Annotated in this window: 13 protein-coding genes; 10 read left to right on the forward strand and 3 right to left on the reverse strand. The window is 71.3% G+C overall.

Annotated elements, in window-relative coordinates:
- The first annotated feature begins 420 nt into the window (after positions 1-420).
- From ACFYY6_RS29315 to ACFYY6_RS29325, 3 genes are all read left to right on the forward strand, one after another.
- Positions 421-1,797: an aspartate aminotransferase family protein gene (locus ACFYY6_RS29315; RefSeq protein WP_351521155.1), complete on the forward strand. Its 1,377-nt coding sequence runs from the start codon at positions 421-423 to the stop codon at positions 1,795-1,797.
- A 302-nt stretch (positions 1,798-2,099) separates the two neighbouring features.
- On the forward strand, positions 2,100-2,951 hold the full coding sequence (locus ACFYY6_RS29320) for a GntR family transcriptional regulator (protein ID WP_351632504.1): 852 nt from the start codon (positions 2,100-2,102) through the stop codon (positions 2,949-2,951).
- A 378-nt stretch (positions 2,952-3,329) separates the two neighbouring features.
- Positions 3,330-3,980: a hypothetical protein gene (locus tag ACFYY6_RS29325; protein ID WP_351521152.1), complete on the forward strand. Its 651-nt coding sequence runs from the start codon at positions 3,330-3,332 to the stop codon at positions 3,978-3,980.
- 177 nt (positions 3,981-4,157) lie between these two features.
- Here the strand turns inward: ACFYY6_RS29325 and ACFYY6_RS29330 are convergent, their stop codons facing one another.
- Entirely contained in the window at positions 4,158-4,940 is a 783-nt protein-coding gene (locus ACFYY6_RS29330; RefSeq protein WP_351521151.1) for an SLATT domain-containing protein, read from the reverse strand.
- 357 nt (positions 4,941-5,297) lie between these two features.
- Between ACFYY6_RS29330 and ACFYY6_RS29335 the strand changes: the two genes are divergently transcribed.
- The 7 genes from ACFYY6_RS29335 to ACFYY6_RS29365 all read left to right on the forward strand — a co-directional run bounded on the left by ACFYY6_RS29335 (position 5,298) and on the right by ACFYY6_RS29365 (position 13,024).
- On the forward strand, positions 5,298-5,633 hold the full coding sequence (locus ACFYY6_RS29335) for a YbaB/EbfC family nucleoid-associated protein (protein WP_073788244.1): 336 nt from the start codon (positions 5,298-5,300) through the stop codon (positions 5,631-5,633).
- Positions 5,634-5,977: 344 nt separating this feature from the next.
- The gene (recR, locus tag ACFYY6_RS29340; RefSeq protein WP_073788246.1) at positions 5,978-6,577 is read left to right on the forward strand and encodes a recombination mediator RecR; all 600 of its coding nucleotides are present in this window, start codon (positions 5,978-5,980) and stop codon (positions 6,575-6,577) included.
- Between the two features lie 119 nt (positions 6,578-6,696).
- The gene (locus ACFYY6_RS29345) at positions 6,697-7,356 is read left to right on the forward strand and encodes a DUF5063 domain-containing protein (protein ID WP_351521150.1); all 660 of its coding nucleotides are present in this window, start codon (positions 6,697-6,699) and stop codon (positions 7,354-7,356) included.
- A gap of 650 nt (positions 7,357-8,006) precedes the next feature.
- A complete protein-coding gene (locus tag ACFYY6_RS29350; protein ID WP_351525212.1) occupies positions 8,007-9,278 on the forward strand; it encodes an aspartate kinase in 1,272 nt (423 codons plus the stop codon).
- Positions 9,275-10,339: an aspartate-semialdehyde dehydrogenase gene (locus ACFYY6_RS29355; RefSeq protein ID WP_351525211.1), complete on the forward strand. Its 1,065-nt coding sequence runs from the start codon at positions 9,275-9,277 to the stop codon at positions 10,337-10,339. The genes ACFYY6_RS29350 and ACFYY6_RS29355 overlap by 4 nt, the downstream gene beginning before the upstream one ends.
- A 475-nt stretch (positions 10,340-10,814) precedes the next feature.
- Positions 10,815-11,393, forward strand: coding sequence for a SigE family RNA polymerase sigma factor (locus tag ACFYY6_RS29360; protein ID WP_073788253.1), 579 nt, complete (start codon positions 10,815-10,817; stop codon positions 11,391-11,393).
- Positions 11,390-13,024: a hypothetical protein gene (locus ACFYY6_RS29365; RefSeq protein ID WP_389196466.1), complete on the forward strand. Its 1,635-nt coding sequence runs from the start codon at positions 11,390-11,392 to the stop codon at positions 13,022-13,024. Before ACFYY6_RS29360 ends, ACFYY6_RS29365 begins: the two co-directional genes overlap by 4 nt.
- 151 nt (positions 13,025-13,175) lie before the next feature.
- Here ACFYY6_RS29365 and ACFYY6_RS29370 read toward each other — a convergent pair whose 3' ends face one another.
- Positions 13,176-14,132 carry an SURF1 family protein gene (locus ACFYY6_RS29370; protein WP_389196468.1) on the reverse strand — a complete coding sequence of 319 codons (957 nt, stop codon included), beginning with the start codon at positions 14,130-14,132 and terminating at the stop codon, positions 13,176-13,178.
- 365 nt (positions 14,133-14,497) lie between these two features.
- Complete coding sequence (locus ACFYY6_RS29375; RefSeq protein WP_389196490.1) at positions 14,498-16,399, reverse strand: S9 family peptidase; 1,902 nt, start codon at positions 16,397-16,399, stop codon at positions 14,498-14,500.
- Between the last annotated feature and the right edge of the window lie 183 nt (positions 16,400-16,582).

Below are 16,582 nucleotides of genomic sequence, written 5' to 3' on the forward strand. Positions count from 1 at the left end.
GCCCCTCGCCCGGCTCCGAGCTCCGGTCCCCGTTCCGCCCCCGTTCTGGTGCCGCTTGAGACCGCGACCGGACACGAGGAGTGGTGCGGTGGTCACGACGAGTGGGGCGGTGGTCACGAGGTGCGGCCGGCGGGGCCCGGCCGCGGCACGGAATAGCGCGGCGTACATATGGGGAAGGGGCCGCGCGGCACGGGGCACGCGGGGAGTGGCGTGGGAGAGACGGAACGGTGCGGCATGGCCGCTCACGCCGCCACCGGTGACCGGCAGCACGTTGCCGCCGGTCACCGGTGGCGGAGTGTGCGGAGCCTCGACGCGACACCGAGTGGACGGAGCCGCGACGCGACACCCTGCCCACCAAAGCGCCGCACGCCATACAAGGTGGCCATGTCGGCCCGCCCCCGGCGCATCTACGCTCGCCGCATGACCCCTCATGCCTCGCATGCCCCGCATGTCGACCCCGCCGCCGGCGCGGCCGTGAAGGCCGCAGACCGTGCGCACGTCTTCCACTCCTGGTCAGCCCAGGGCCTCATCGACCCGCTCGCCGTCGCCGGCGCCGAGGGGGCGTACTTCTGGGACTACGACGGCAACCGCTACCTGGACTTCACCAGCGGGCTCGTCTACACCAACATCGGCTACCAGCACCCCACCGTCGTCGCCGCGATCCAGGAGCAGGCGGGCAAGCTCGCCACCTTCGCCCCCGCGTTCGCGATCGAGGCGCGTTCCGAGGCCGCACGCCTCATCGCCGAGCGCACCCCCGGCGACCTGGACAAGATCTTCTTCACCAACGGCGGTGCGGAGGCCGTGGAGAACGCCATCCGGATGGCGCGGCTGCACACCGGGCGCACGAAGGTGCTCTCCGCGTACCGCTCGTACCACGGTGCCACCTCCACCGCGATCAACCTGACCGGCGACCCGCGCCGCTGGCCGTCCGACAGCGCCTCGGCGGGCGTCGTCCACTTCTGGACCCCGTTCCTCTACCGCTCGCCGTTCCACTCCGAGACGGAGGAGCAGGAGTGCGCCCGTGCGCTCCAGCACCTGGAGGACACCCTCGCCTTCGAGGGCCCCGGGACCGTCGCGGCGATCATCCTGGAGACGGTCCCCGGGACCGCGGGCATCATGACGCCGCCGCCCGGCTACCTGGCGGGCGTCCGCGAGATCTGCGACCGCTACGGCATCGTCTTCGTCCTCGACGAGGTGATGGCCGGCTTCGGGCGTACCGGCAAGTGGTTCGCCGCCGACCACTTCGACGTCGTGCCGGACCTGATGACCTTCGCCAAGGGCGTCAACTCCGGTTACGTACCGCTCGGCGGGGTCGCGATCTCCGCCGAGATCGCCGCCACCTTCGAGACCCGCCCCTACCCGGGCGGACTGACCTACTCCGGTCACCCGCTGGCGTGCGCGGCGGCCGTCGCCACCATCCACGTGATGGAGGACGAGAAGGTCGTCGAGAACGCCGCCCGCCTCGGCGAGACGGTACTCGGCCCCGGCCTGCGCGACCTCGCCGAGCGCCATCCGTCGGTGGGCGAGGTCCGCGGTCTCGGCGCGTTCTGGGCGCTGGAGCTGGTCCGCGACAAGGAGACCCGCGAGCCGCTGGTCCCGTACAACCCGAGCCCCGAGGCCAACGCGCCGATGGCGGCCTTCGGCGCGGCGGCGAAGAAGAACGGCCTCTGGCCCTTCATCAACATGAACCGCACCCATGCCGTTCCCGCCTGCAACATCACGGATGAGGAGGCCAAGGCGGGCCTCGCCGCCCTCGACGCGGCGCTGTCGGTCGCGGACGAGTACACCGCGCAGTAGGTGCGCAGCAGGCACGCGGCCGGCGAGGTACGCGGTGTGACAAGTACGCCGTGCAACGAGTACACCGTGTAACGAGCCCGTCGTCGTACGGCGAGTGCGCGAGCGTGCCGCAGGGTGAACGCACCGGGGCCCTGGGCGCGTGCACCGGCGCGGCCCGCTTTCCCGGCCACCGACCCCTTACGGGGCCGGTGGCCGGAATCGTTCGCCCGCTCGCCCTTCCGGCGTCTCCCCTTCTGCCCGGATCCGGGCAGGTCGACCCCTGCCTTAAGGTTGCCGGAGGCGGAGAGCAGGGGAGGGGCGCCATGCGCGCGAGCGGAGCTGTGACCCGCAGCACGCTGCGGCAGCAGATCGCGGACGCGCTGCGCGACGAGGTGCTTGCCGGACGACTGGAGCCGGGACGGGAATTCACGGTCAAGCAGATCGCGGAACAGTACGGCGTTTCGGCGACGCCGGTGCGTGAGGCGCTTTTCGACCTCTCGGCGCAGGGGCTGCTCGAATCCGATCAACACCGCGGTTTCCGGGTACGCGAGTTCACCGTCGCCGATTACCGGTCGATGGTCGAGGCCCGCACTCTGGTCATCGACGGGCTCATCCGGGACGTCTTCCAGGGGTACGGCCCGGGGTGGACGGCCGCGCGGGCGGTGGTGTACCAGGACGGTCTGGTCTCCGTGCGCCGCAGGGCGCAGGAGGCCTCGCGGGCGGCGCAGGGCGGCGACCTCGACATCCTCATCGGCTACGACCTCCGCTTCTGGCGGGAGTTGGGCGCGCTCGTCGAGAACGCGTACATCAACGATTTCCTGCACCGGCTGCGCGTCCAGGCGTGGGTGTTCGCCGTGCCGTACCTGCGCCACGACGCGAGAGCCCGGGACTGGCTCTGGCACGGCCACCCGGAACTCGTCGCGGCGATCACGCTCTGCGACCACGACGCGGTGCGCGCGGTGATGGACGACTACAACGCGCACGCGCTGAGCTGGGCGGACCGTCTCGCGGCCGGAAAGCTCACGCGCCCCGGCGCGTCCGCCCCTGTCGCTCCGGGTTCCGTCGACGCTCTCGCTCCCGCCCCTGTCACTCCGGGCTCCGTCGACCCCGTCGACGCCGGCGCTCCCGGCCTCGCCTGCTCCGAAGATTCGGAACCGGGCTTTCCGGGGGCCTGACGGCCCGTACGGCAACTGTCACACAGTCAAGTAGGCTCCGTGGCGATGAGCCTGTTGTCGGATCAGGTGTGCCCCGCGCGTCATCGGACTGACGGGCACCATCGGACTGCCCGGTGCCATCGAACCGGCCGGTTGCCGACAGGTCCGTCGATGCGTCAGACCTGCCGTGGCGTCAGGTCTGACGTCCCGCCAGGACCGCGCGACCGGATCCCGTCACCGCTCCCGGAGAACGTCCCGGCGGGCACCCTGGTGGATGTCCGGGTGCTCGCCCGGCTCCTTCTGCGGGCCACCTGGCACTGTGCGCGACGTGCTGCCCGCATTACGCTGTTGCGACTGTTGTGAATATTTCGATGCGCACCCGCGGGAGAGCGAGACTTCGTGGCCTGTGACCTGTGGCTGGTCCCCCTCGTCGATGTGCTGTGCCACAGCCCCGACAATCCGTTCGCCGAAGAGATCGCCGCCTACGACAAGGTGCTGGGCGGGGCCGGACTGCCGCCCGTTCCGGTGTACGCGTACATGCCCGGCCTGACCGGTGACGTGGCCCCGGTCGCGGGCTTCGACTACGACGCCCTGCACTTCCTGCGCCGCGCCTACCTGCTTCAGCTCAGCGGCCTCGCCGTCACGCCCGTCGACGAACTGGGCGGTGACTACGAGCAGTTGCTGGAGATGTTCGAGGCGACGGCCCGGCAGTCCCATCTGGTCTGGCACTACGATCACGCGGGGGCGTACGTTCCGCTGGACTTCGCCGCCCCGCTCTCCGACGACGACCTGCTCGCGGGCGGCGGCCCCCTCGGCTCCAGCCACGGGCTGCTGAGGGAGTTGGAGTTCGTCGCCCCGTCCCTCGGCATCGACCCGGCGAACCCGCCGGCCGCCCCACTGCCGCCAGTGGCGCCGACCGAGCTGGAGGAACCGGCGGGCCCGATCCCGTACGACGACAGTCCGTTCGCCCGTGAGCGGCACGTCTGGCTGGGCCTGCACGCGGCTGCCACCCGCAGCCTCGCCCAGGGCTCGATGATCGTCTTCAGCTGACCCGTTCACCGCCCCGGAGCGGCATCCGGACCGGCGTCGGGCCGTTCACGGACCGGTATCCCACCCCGGCACCCGCTCCGGCACCCCGCCCCGGCATCCCCCGGCATCCGAACCGGCATCCGGACAGCACGGCTGAGGGGCGGTACTGCCGGGCCCGTCAGTGCCGGGGCGGTGGTGTCACCGCGGGGACTCCGGGGGCCGCTGCCGCGGCATGTTCGGCCGGGCGATCGTCTGCATCGGGAACCGCCCCGGCTGCGTGCCGTGGTCCGTGCGCCCGCCGCCCCCGCCACCGGACGACAGAGCCTGGAGGCCCATCGGCGCCGGCCCGGCCCGGAACTCCACCATCCAGTCCGCGGTCTCGGTCCGGACGAGTTCTGTGACGTCCTCCGAGAACCGCCGCAGCACCCCGAGACAGCGCTCGGCCGCCTCGCTGGCCGTCCCCTCGGTCGGACCCAGCACCTCCCGTACGGACTCCGAGGCCCAGTCGAACTGGAGCACCTGGAGGCGACGCTGCACGGCCTGGGCAGTGGCGAGATTCCTTATCCAGCCAGATGTGAGGCCGAAGTACCGGTCGCACGCCATGCACGCGGCCCCCAGCAACAGCGACAGATAGCCCCACCCGGCCGCCCCGGCAAGCGTCCCGGTGAGGTCGAGCAGGGGCAGGGCGGCCCCCGCGACCGCCCCGGCGGCCGTACCGATCCGCAGCGTCCTGGCCGCGCGCCGCTTCCGGATCCGGTCGTTCAGATACCAGTCGGCGGTGCGCAGTGCCTCGGTCTCGACCCAGCGGTACAGCTCGTCGAGACGCTCGGCGGGTTCACCCCAGTCGCCGAGCGGGAACGGTGTACCGGTCAAGTCCCCGCCCCGGCCACGTGCGCCGGAGCCCGAACCGGAGGAGCCGGCCGAGCCGGCCGAACCGGGCTCGTTGCGGGGTCCTTCGGGCTGCATCTCCGGCTGACTCACCGGGGTACTCCTCTGCGTTCTGCTTAATGACGCCTGATGTGCGGCGGTGGTTTCGGCGATGGGCTGATCACTGCTCTCCGGTGCGGCCGACTGTCCCGCTTGCGTAACTTTGCGTGACGGGCGGCGCGCCCGTGTGCCCTGACGCGCATGCCCTTCCTACCGCCGAATGGTGGGCCGCGGGGTCGAAATGGCGTTATGCCCGGGCGCGGGGGGCCTGTGATCAGGTATGGGCGTCATGTCGGCGCTGACCCAAACTCACTCGAAAGAGTTGCTCGCCAGTGGGTGGGGCGCACCGTGCGGTGACCACGTAGGCTCGACTTACCGAAACGTGTTGTCGTCGAATTGCCAGGAGTGACCGTGATTCCCGGTGCGGGTCAGCCCAATATGCAGCAGTTGCTGCAGCAAGCGCAGAAGATGCAGCAGGACCTCGCCGCGGCTCAGGAGGAGCTGGCCAGGACCGAGGTCGAGGGCCAGGCGGGTGGCGGCCTGGTGAAGGCGACCGTGACCGGCTCCGGCGAGCTCCGTGCCCTGGTGATCGACCCGAAGGCCGTCGATCCGGAGGACACCGAGACGCTCGCGGACCTCGTCGTCGCCGCGGTCCAGGCGGCGAACGAGAACGCGCAGCAGCTCCAGCAGCAGAAGCTGGGCCCGCTCGCCCAGGGGCTGGGCGGTATGCCCGGCCTCCCCTTCTGACCGACCGCCTCCGGAGCGCCGCTCGGGCCCCGGTGGGGGCCCGTCTCCGGGCCGTCGTCCGGGCACGGCCCGGATGACTTCCAGGGTGTCGGACAGGCACGGCGGACGCTTCCCGGTCGTCGTCCGGGGCGTGGCCAGGACGCCTCCCGGTCGTCGTTCGGCCGCTTGTGGGCCTTCTGACCGGCGGCCCGAACTCGTAAGTTGTATTCATAGCCCATCGCACGCGATGGACCGCCGGTCGTGCGCCGCCCGCGGCGTGCGGCCTTCGGCCCGTTGCCCGCGGCCCACCCGCCCGCGGCCCGTCCGGGGACGGGAACAGGGAGTGGAAGAGGAAGGCGTTTCCGTTGTACGAAGGCGTGGTTCAGGACCTCATCGACGAACTGGGCAGGCTGCCCGGCGTCGGTCCCAAGAGCGCGCAGCGGATCGCTTTTCACATCCTGCAGGCCGAACCGACCGATGTGCGCCGTCTCGCCCATGCCCTCCTGGAGGTCAAGGACAAGGTCCGGTTCTGTTCGGTCTGCGGAAATGTCGCCCAGCAGGAACAGTGCAACATCTGCCGGGACGCCCGCCGCGACCAGGCGGTCATCTGTGTGGTGGAGGAGCCGAAGGATGTCGTCGCGATCGAGCGGACCCGCGAGTTCCGGGGCAGGTACCACGTGCTCGGCGGCGCGATCAGCCCGATCGAGGGCGTCGGCCCCGACGATCTGCGCATCCGTGAACTGCTCGCCCGGCTCGCCGACGGCACGGTCACGGAGCTGATCCTGGCGACCGACCCCAATCTGGAGGGCGAGGCCACCGCGACGTACCTGGCCCGGATGGTCAAGCCGATGGGCCTGCGGGTCACGAGACTGGCCAGCGGTCTGCCGGTGGGCGGCGATCTGGAGTACGCGGACGAGGTCACCCTGGGCCGCGCCTTCGAGGGGAGGCGTCTGCTCGATGTGTGACGCTTTCATGTCACCTGATGTACCGATGGTGACCGTCGTCGCGACGCGCGGTGTTTCTACGTTCAGCGACGCTATGTTCTACTCACCGCTCGCGACCGTGCCCACGGGAGGTCCCCTCGATGTCTGACGCCACGCTGAACTCCGTCACGCAGGACCCGGGCGATTTCGCCGTCCAGATCGCCGACCAGATCAAGACGTTCATCGTCGCGGTCACCGAGGTGTCGAAGGTCGAGGAGCCCGAGGAGGCCGTTCCCCTCCTGCTGCTCCAGATCTCCCAGCTGCTGCTGGCGGGCGGACGGCTCGGCGCGTACGAGGACATCGTCCCCGAGGAGCGCTACGAGCCGGACCTGGGCGCGGAGCCGGACGCCGACGGGCTGCGCGAGCGGTTCGCCGTCCTGCTGGAGCCGATCGACGTCTACTCCGAGGTCTTCGACCCGTACGAGCCCCGAAAGGCGCCGGTCCCTGCCCGCATCTCGGACGACCTGGCGGACCTCGTCACCGATCTGCGCCACGGCCTGGCCCACTACGAGGAGAACCGCGTCACCGAGGCCCTGTGGTGGTGGCAGTTCTCGTACTTCTCCAACTGGGGTTCCACCGCGTCCGCCGCCCTGCGCGCCCTCCAGTCCCTGATCGCCCACATTCGCCTGAACCAGCCCCTCCAGGAGCTGAACGGCCTGGACACGGACTCGGAGACCGCCGACGAGGAGCTCGCCGAGGAGGCGGGCCGGGTGATGGCGGAGGAGATCGCGGGTCCGCTGGGTCTGCGCCCGGTGCAGTAGATACGTCTAGTGCTGTGGCCGGAAAGGTTTGCCGGCCACAGCACTAGTGCCGGGAGCGGCGTTAGCGCGCCCCTTGTCGAACCGTGCTGCGGCGCGAGCATCCTGTCGCGCCCGGTCGTCCTACCGCGCCGCGGGTGAGGTGTCCCCTCGCGTTCCCTGCCGTGCCTCGCTGCGAGGTGAGACGGCCCGTCCGGCGAGTGGACGGACGCTGCACCGCGACCGGCCCGGCGTGTGACGCCGCGTGCCGCAGCTCGCAGCCGCGGCGACGTGCGGCGATGCGGCGACGTGCGGCGATGCATGCCCACGTGCGGCAATGCGCGCCCATACGTGGGAGTGCGGGATTGCGGAATGCGTGGCAATCACGGCACGCGTCCCGCCGACGGGAGCCTTCAACGGGCGGACGGTGAGGTTCCGGTCCAGGCTGGAGGGGGCACCTCACAGGGCGCGGTCCGGCCCGCCGTGCGTGTGGGGTGGGCCACACCCGGGAATGCGGCTCCGATCGGCGGGCAACAGCCCGTACGAGCGGCTTGGAGTGACACACCGGTGATCACGTGCTGAGCAGGACATCTCACCATGTGGTAAAGACGGGGCGATTTCGGGCCGCTCGTTAAACTGAGTCGACCGAGTAACGGACTGAGCGAGGAGCGCACGTGGGCCTTGTCGTGCAGAAGTACGGAGGCTCCTCCGTAGCCGATGCCGAGGGCATCAAGCGCGTCGCCAAGCGAATCGTCGATGCCAAGAAGAGCGGCAACCAGGTGGTTGTCGTGGTGTCCGCGATGGGCGACACGACGGACGAGTTGATCGATCTCGCCGCGCAGGTATCCCCGATACCCGCGGGGCGCGAGTTCGACATGCTGCTGACCGCGGGAGAGCGGATCTCCATGGCCCTGCTGGCGATGGCGATCAAAAACCTGGGCCACGAGGCCCAGTCGTTCACGGGCAGTCAGGCGGGTGTCATCACCGACTCGGTCCACAACAAGGCGCGCATCATCGATGTGACGCCGGGCCGCATCCGTACGGCGCTGGACGAGGGGAACATCGCGATCGTCGCGGGGTTCCAGGGCGTGTCCCAGGACAAGAAGGACATCACCACCCTCGGCCGGGGCGGATCCGACACCACCGCGGTGGCGCTCGCTGCCGCGCTGGACGCCGAGGTCTGCGAGATCTACACCGACGTGGACGGGGTCTTCACCGCCGACCCGAGGGTCGTGAAGAAGGCCCGGAAGATCGACTGGATCTCCTTCGAGGACATGCTGGAGCTGGCCGCGTCCGGTTCCAAGGTGCTGCTGCACCGGTGCGTGGAGTACGCACGCCGCTACAACATCCCGATCCACGTCCGCTCGTCCTTCTCCGGGCTGCGCGGGACCTGGGTCAGCAACGAGCCGCAAGGGGACCAGAAGGTGGAGCACGCGATCATCTCCGGAGTCGCCCATGACGTCTCCGAGGCCAAGATCACCGTCGTCGGCGTGCCCGACAAGCCGGGCGAGGCCGCCGCGATCTTCCGCACGATCGCGAACGCGGAGATCAACATCGACATGGTGGTGCAGAACGTCTCGGCCGCGTCGACCGGTCTGACCGACATCTCGTTCACGCTGCCGAAGGCCGAGGGCCGCAAGGCCATCGACGCCCTGGAGCGCAACCGCGGCACCATCGGTTTCGAGTCGCTGCGCTACGACGACCAGATCGCGAAGATCTCCCTGGTCGGTGCCGGTATGAAGACCAACCCCGGAGTCACGGCCGGCTTCTTCGAGGCGCTGTCGGACGCCGGTGTGAACATCGAGCTCATCTCGACATCCGAGATTCGCATCTCGGTCGTCACCCGTGCCGATGATGTCAACGAGGCCGTGCGCGCCGTGCACACCGCCTTCGGCCTCGACAGCGACTCCGACGAGGCCGTCGTCTACGGGGGCACCGGCCGATGACCGCCCGCCGCCCCTCGCTCGCGGTCGTCGGAGCGACCGGGGCGATCGGCGGCGTCATGCTCCAGATCCTCTCGCAGCACGCGGACGTGTGGGGCGAGGTGAGACTGATCGCCTCGCCGCGTTCGGCCGGCCGGAAGCTGGTCGTGCGCGGCGAGGAGAGCGAGGTCCTTCCGCTCACCGAGGACGTCTTCGACGGCATCGACGTGGCGCTGTTCCTGGTGCCCGACGACGTGTCCGCGCAGTGGGCGCCCGTCGCCGCGGCCAAGGGCGCGGTCGTCGTCGACGACTCCGCCGCGTTCCGCCTGGACGCGGACGTGCCGCTGGTCGTGCCCGAGATCAACCCGCACGCCGTGCGGATCAGGCCGCGCGGCATCGTCGCGAGCCCGAACTGCACCACGCTCTCGCTGATCGTCGCGGTCGGCGCGCTGCACGCCGAGTTCGGGGTACGGGAACTGGTCGTCTCCTCGTACCAGGCGGTGAGCGGTGCGGGCCGCGAAGGGGTGGCCGCGCTGCGCGAACAGTTGTCGCTGGTGGCCGGCACCGAACTGGGCACGAAGCCGGGTGACGTGCGCCGGGCCGTGGGGGACGCGGAGGGCGGGCCCTTCGCCGCACCGGTGGCGCTCAACGTGGTGCCCTGGGCCGGGACCGAGGCCGGCGACGGCTGGTCGTCGGAGGAACTCGCGATCCGCGGGGAGTGCCGCAAGATCCTGGACCTGCCGGACCTGCGGGTGGCGGCGACCTGCGTGTACGTACCGGTCGTCGCGACGCACTCGATGTCCGTGCACGCACGGTTCGAGAACGAGGTCGCGGTCGACCGGGCCCACGAGATCCTGGCGACGGCGCCGGGCGTGGTGCTGTACGACAGCCCGGGGGAGGGGGACTTCCCGACGCCCTCCGACGTCGTCGGCACAGACCCGACGTGGGTCGGGCGCGTACGCCGCTCCCTGGACGATCCCTGCGCCCTGGAGCTGTTCGTCTGCGGCGACAACCTCCGCAAGGGGGCCGCGCTGAACGTGGCACAGATCGCCGAAGCGGTGGCCGCCGAATTTCCCCGCGCCTGATCACGTCCTTCCTCGCGTCCGTGCCTGACCGAGGTGTCCGTCAGAGGTGTTCGATCAGGGTGTCCGGTTGAGGCGTTCGATCGAGGTGTTCGATCAGGGTGTCTGATCAAGCCTGGTCGAACCTGATTTGTACGATCCGTGAACGCCCTGTGAGCAAGTTGAAAGTCTGAATCTCTTGAGCTGGGGTGTCGGGGTATCCGACGATGACCTTTCGGCCTGCTGCAACCGTCGGCCGGAACGTGCACGTCTATGCGATGACTTCTTGCACGACGGGGCGCATATTCGGGGCATTTGGGGAAGAGCGGGTACGTATGAGGGCATGTCGCACCGCGTCGAACGCGGTGTCGCGCGCGTACAACCCTGACGGGGGGAAACGTGTCCAACTGGCGTGGCAGAGGTTCTCGACATCACAGTGGTGGGCCCCCTGCGCGGCGCTTCGGTGCGACCGCTCAGGCGGCCCCGCAGGCCCGGCGGCATGCCGGTGATCGCGCCCATGCCTGCCGCGCGTCCCACGACACAGCTGCCGTCGCAGCGCGAGGGCGCTGAGGAGAGCGTGGCAGCCGGAACCACCGTCGACCACCTCACCGAGACCTACCGCGCCCACTACCGTTCGCTGCTGGGCCTCGCGGCGCTGCTCCTCGACGACACCGCGTCCTGCGAGGACGTGGTGCAGGAGGCGTTCATCCGCGTGCACTCGGCGCGCAACCGGGTGCGGGACCCCGAGAAGACCCTGGCGTATCTGCGTCAGACCGTCGTCAATCTGTCGCGTTCCGCGCTGCGCCGCCGCATCCTCGGGCTGAAGCTGCTCTCCAAGCCCATGCCGGACATGGCGAGCGCGGAGGAGGGCGCGTACGACCAACTGGAGCGGGACGCCCTGATCAAGGCGATGCGCGGGCTGCAACGACGCCAGCGGGAGGTGCTGGTGCTGCGCTACTTCGCGGACATGACGGAGGCTCAGGTGGCCGAGACGCTGGGCATATCCCTGGGATCGGTCAAGGCCTACGGGTCGCGCGGGATCGCGGCGCTGCGCGTCGTGATGGAGGCACAGGGATGAGCCTGCGCGACAGCACGAACGGCAACGGCGATGACAACGGCGATGGCTATGGCGACGGTGAGGGCTGTGGCGTCGGTGGCGATGGCGGTGACGACATGAGCCGCGACGGCGGTGTCGGCGACGTGGGCCGCGCGAGTGGCGAGGTGGCCCCGGAGAACGGGCGCGAGGGCGGCCGAGAGAGCGGGAGCGGGCAGCGGCCCGGGACCGACCGGACTGGAAACGCAATGGTGAACGACGGGCGGGAAGGCGCCGATGCCCCGGACGGGGCATCGGACGCGGCCCCCGGCATGGATGCACGGGCGACGGCGGACGGGGACGGCGACGCGGCCCCCGAGGCACGGATACACGAGGACGCGGGCCCTGGGGGCGCGGGTTCCGGGAACACGGCCCCCGAGGCGCGGGGTCACGACGGTGTGGGCCCCGAGGCGCAGGCTCATGCGCGGGCGGACGTGAGCCCGGGGGCGGAGGCGGACCCGGGCCGTGGCGTGGATGCGGGCATGCACGTGAGTGTGGGCGATGGCGACGATACGCGCACGGGTTCCGTGACGGTCGTGGGCTTCGGCTCCCGGCGCGGTGACGGCGGCACGGAGGCGCCGGACTTCCTGGACGAGGTCGCGCTGCGCCGCATGCTGCACGGTGCGGTCCAGCACATCGAGCCCGGCCATGGCGTCCTCGGCCACCTGCAGCGGGCGGTGCCCGCCCGTCGCGCCAGGCGGCGGCAGGCCGTCGTCGGAATGGCGGCGGCGGCGCTGCTCATCGGCACCGCGATCCCCGCGTTCGTCCACGTCGCGAACTCCGACGGTTCGAACACCGCCAACCCTGCGATAGCCGGGCACGGCGAACAGGCACAGGGCGGCAACGGTACGGAGAACGGCTCGGGAAGCAACGGGAAGGACCCCGGCGGCGGAGCCGACGGCCAGGACGACCGGGATCCGGACCATCCCATGAGCACGAGCAGCCCGTCCGGCAGCGGTGGGCGGGGCGCTGAAGGCGACCTGGCCGGGGGAGTCTCCGATCCGGCCGCATCCCTGGCGTCCGCCCCGCCGGCCTGTGACGCGGGACAACTGGGTGTCGCCTCGGCCCAGACGGGCTCGGCGGGCGCCGACGGCACTGTGTACGGCACGTTCCGGATCGCCAACGTCTCCGACACGGAGTGTTCGGTGAGCGGCGGCGGAAGCGTGGGCTTCCAGGCGCTGGGGGCGGCGGACCCGGCCAAGATCACAGTCGTCCGGCACGCGGCCGGCGACGCGGCGGCCGGACTGCCCGACCCCTCGCAGGAACAGGACGCCGTGGCGCTGAAGCCGTCCATGACGTACGAGGTGAGGTTCGCCTGGGTGCCGAGGGACACCTGTCCGACTGTCGGGGGTTCGCCGAGCCCGACGCCGACGGAGGGCGCGGGCGGCGCCGGCGGAGGTACTGCGGCCGGCGCGGGTCCGGGCACGGGTACGGGTTCCGGCGACGGGGCGGCGGCGACGGTCGCGCAGCTCGGCGGGGAGGACGGCGGGTTGCAGGACGGCAGCGTTGCCGTCACGCACACCCCGGAGGCGGGAGCACCGGTCGCGGAGACGAAGATCGCCAACGCCTGTGCCGGCACGATCTACCGGACCGGAGTGCTGGCTCCCACGATGTGACACGGGGGCACGCGCCGAGCCTGCGCGTGCCCCCACGTTCACCAGGTGCCCACGCGCGTGTTGTTGCCCGGCCTCCGGTGCTCCGGGCGTCGGCCTGCAAGCCCCGGGCCTGCAAGCCCCGGGCCCCGGGCCCCGGGCACAAGCGGACGGTTCAGGCGCCGCCGGCCTTCGCGTCGGAACCGGGCGGAACGCCGTGGTCGGTGGGCCCGGCAACAGCGGCACCCGCACCCACGCCCGAACTCAAGCTCTCGGCCGCATCCGCGTTCCTACCTGCATCTGTATCCGCATCCGCGTCGGTGCTCGCAGCCGTGCTCCCGCCCGTGCCGGTGCCCGTGCCTGCTTCTGCGACGATTCCCAGCTTCAGGTCGCGCGCGGCTTCGGCCTCGCGGCGGATCAGCCGGAACCACATGAAGAGCACGAACCCGGCGAAGACGAACCACTCACCGGTGTAGCCGAGGTTCTGGAACGCCTTCAGGTCCAGTCCCGTGCCCTGCGGCACGGTGGCCGGTACGGGACGCAGAGCACCGGCGCCGCTGCCACTGGTGTCCTGGAGCGTCACCCACGCGTCATAGACGTCGTACGGGACGAGGTTGACGAGGGACGCTGCGCCGATGATGCCGAGCTGGCCGTCCGGGAGCCCGCCCGTGGCATGGGCTCCCGCGGTGCCGGCGTTCTCAGACGCCTGGAGGTCGCCGGTGACCGTGACCGTGCCGGTCGGCGCGGCCGGAACGGCGGTGCGGCCGGGCTTGCCCGGCAACCAGCCGCGCACGACCGGCAGCGCCTTGCCGTTGTCCGTACGCAGCATGTTCAGGACGTAGAAGCCGTCCTTGCCGTCCAACTCCCTTCCGGGCACCAGGAACTGGTCGGCGTACCGACCGGTGGCGGTGGCAGGACGGCCGGAGGTCGCCGTGTCGACGGGCAGCAGGTCGTCGATCGGCTTCGCGGCCCTGGTACCCGGGGCGGGCTGCTTCTCGGCGGCGTTGTGCGTCTGCACACGGTCCTCGAAGCGGCCGAGCTGCCAGGTGCCCATGAAGACGCAGAAGGGGATGGCCAGCACGACGAACAGGTTGATCCCCCACCATCGCGGGGTGAGCAGGAACCGGTACACCCCTCCACGGTACGGTCCCTCGCTCCGGTCCCCCGGCGCGGGGTCCCGCCCACGCTCCCTCCGCCCCGCGACCCGCCACCCACGTCCAGCCCACTCGCGCACACGGTCCGCCCCCGTCGGGCGCGGTCCGGCGCGGTCCCGCCGGACGGGGGCCGACACGCTCCGAGTCCCGCATGCGCTTACCGTCCCCGAGCCCCCCGCACGGGCGCGTCGTCCCCACCACCCGGCGCGGCTTCTGTCCCCGTTTTCCGTCCTGCGCCTTCCGCCTCCCGTCCCCGCTTTCCGTCCTGCGCTATCCGCCCCCCGCCTTCCGTCTCCCGTCCCCTGTCTGCCGTTCTTCAGGCTTCCCGGCCGCCGTGCCTCTTTCAGCCGCCGGACGTGGGCGCGGAGGCACCGCCGGACGTGGGAGTGTCAGCAGGGGCAGGGGCAGGGGCAGGGGCAGGGGCAGGGGCAGGGGCAGGGGCAGGGGCAGGGGCGTCCGTTGCCAGGTGGCGTCGGGCGAAGTCGAGCTCCAGGCGGATCTGCTTGATCCGCTCCTCCACGACCAACGAGCCGTGCCCCGCGTCGTACCGATAGACCTCGTGCACGGCGTCGCGCCCCTTCAACCGGTCCACGTAGTTCTCGATCTGGCGGATCGGGCAGCGAGGGTCGTTGACCCCCGCCGAGATGTGGACCGGCGCCCGGACGGCGTCGACGTATGTCAGCGGGGACGAGGCCGCGAAGCGCTCGGGGACCTCCTCCGGCGTGCCGCCCAGCAGGGTGCGGTCCAGCGCCTTCAGGTCCTCCATCTCGTCGTGGTACGCCGTGACGTAGTCGGCGACCGGCACGGCCGCCAGGCCCACCGCCCAGGCTTCCGGCTGGGTGCCGAGGCCCAGCAGGGTCAGATAGCCGCCCCAGGAGCCACCGGCCAGAACGAGCTTCGCCGGGTCGGCGAGCCCCGAAGCCACCGCCCACTCCCGCACCGCGGCGATGTCCTCCAGCTCGATCAGGCCGACCCGGTGCTTGAGCGCGTCCGTCCAGGCTCGGCCATACCCGGTGGAACCCCGGTAATTGACGCGAACGACCGCGTAGCCGTGGTCCACCCACGCGGCGGGCCCGGACGCGAAGGCGTCGCTGTCGTGCCAGGTCGGCCCTCCGTGGATCTCGAACACCGTGGGGAACGGCCCCTCGGCCGGGGCGGCGGGCCGCTGCACGAGTGCGTGGACCCGGCCCCCGGGCCCGTCGACCCATACGTCCTCCACCGGCACGGACGCCGGGGCCTTCCGGCCGGGCGGATCGAGCACCACGGCGCCCGAGGTCGACCGGATGACGGGCGGCTGCGCGGCCGACGACCACAGGTACTCCACCGTGCCGTCCGGCCGGGCCGTGGCACCCGAGACCGAGCCCGCCGGGGTCTCCACCCGGACGGGAGGCGCGCCCGCCCCCGGCTCGTACCGCCACAGATCGCTGCGGGCCTCGAACCCGTGCACGACCAGGAGCGCGGAGGCATCCGGATACCACTCGGCGCCCACATCGCCCGGCAGATCCATCCCGAGGTCCGTCTCCGTGCCCGTCACCGGATCCCAGATCATCGGCTCCCAGCGCCCGCGACGCTGATGTCCGACCAGCAGCCTGTTGTCACCGGCGACGGGCGCGAAGCCGAGGACGGACAGCCCCAGTTCCTTCGTGCCTCCCTCGGTGTCGTCCAGCTCCGCGACCGTGGACCCGTCGGGTCGCACCACGCGCAGCGCGGAGTGCATCGCGTCGCCGTGCTCGGTGTGCTCCAGAGCGATCAGCGTCCCGTCATGACTGAGATCGCCGACGCTCGCCGACTCGCGATGGCGATAGATCTCGACCGGGGCGGCCCCGGGGCGCACGACATGGATCGTCGTCCCGTCCTCGTCGGTCGAGCGGCCGATCACCGCCGTACCGTCCCGCCCGATCGCGAGCCCCGCCGGGTACGAGGGGTCGAGACCGGGCGCCGCCGGTTCGTCCGCGGGCCTCTCGCCATCGGCGCCGTGGAACGGCTGACGCATCCACACCCCGAACTCGTCGCCGTCGGTGTCGTCGAACCACCAGATCGACTCGCCGTCCGGCGTCAGCACGCCCTCCGTCGTCCCGTTCGGCCGGTCGGTGACCTGGCGCTGCTCACCGGTGACGCGGTTCCACGCGTACAACTCGTACGTCCCTGTCGCGTTGGAGACGAACAGCGCGCGGTCCGGCGCGTCCTCGGCCCAGTCGGGCAGCGACACCCTGGGCGCGCGGAAGCGCTGCTCCCACACCGGCACGGACGCGCCCGCCGCCTCCTCGCCCTCGTCACCGACCGCATGCGCTCCGGCCGCGTCGCCGACCGGCGCTGCTCCGACTCCATCGGCGACCGCCCCCGCTCCGTCCCCGTCGGCGACCGGGCTCTCGGTCCCCGCCACGGGCGCATCGGTCGCGGACGCACGCCCCGGCACAGCCAGGGACGT

The sequence above is a fragment of the Streptomyces sp. NPDC001750 genome (assembly GCF_042892615.1).
GTDB lineage: Bacteria > Actinomycetota > Actinomycetes > Streptomycetales > Streptomycetaceae > Streptomyces.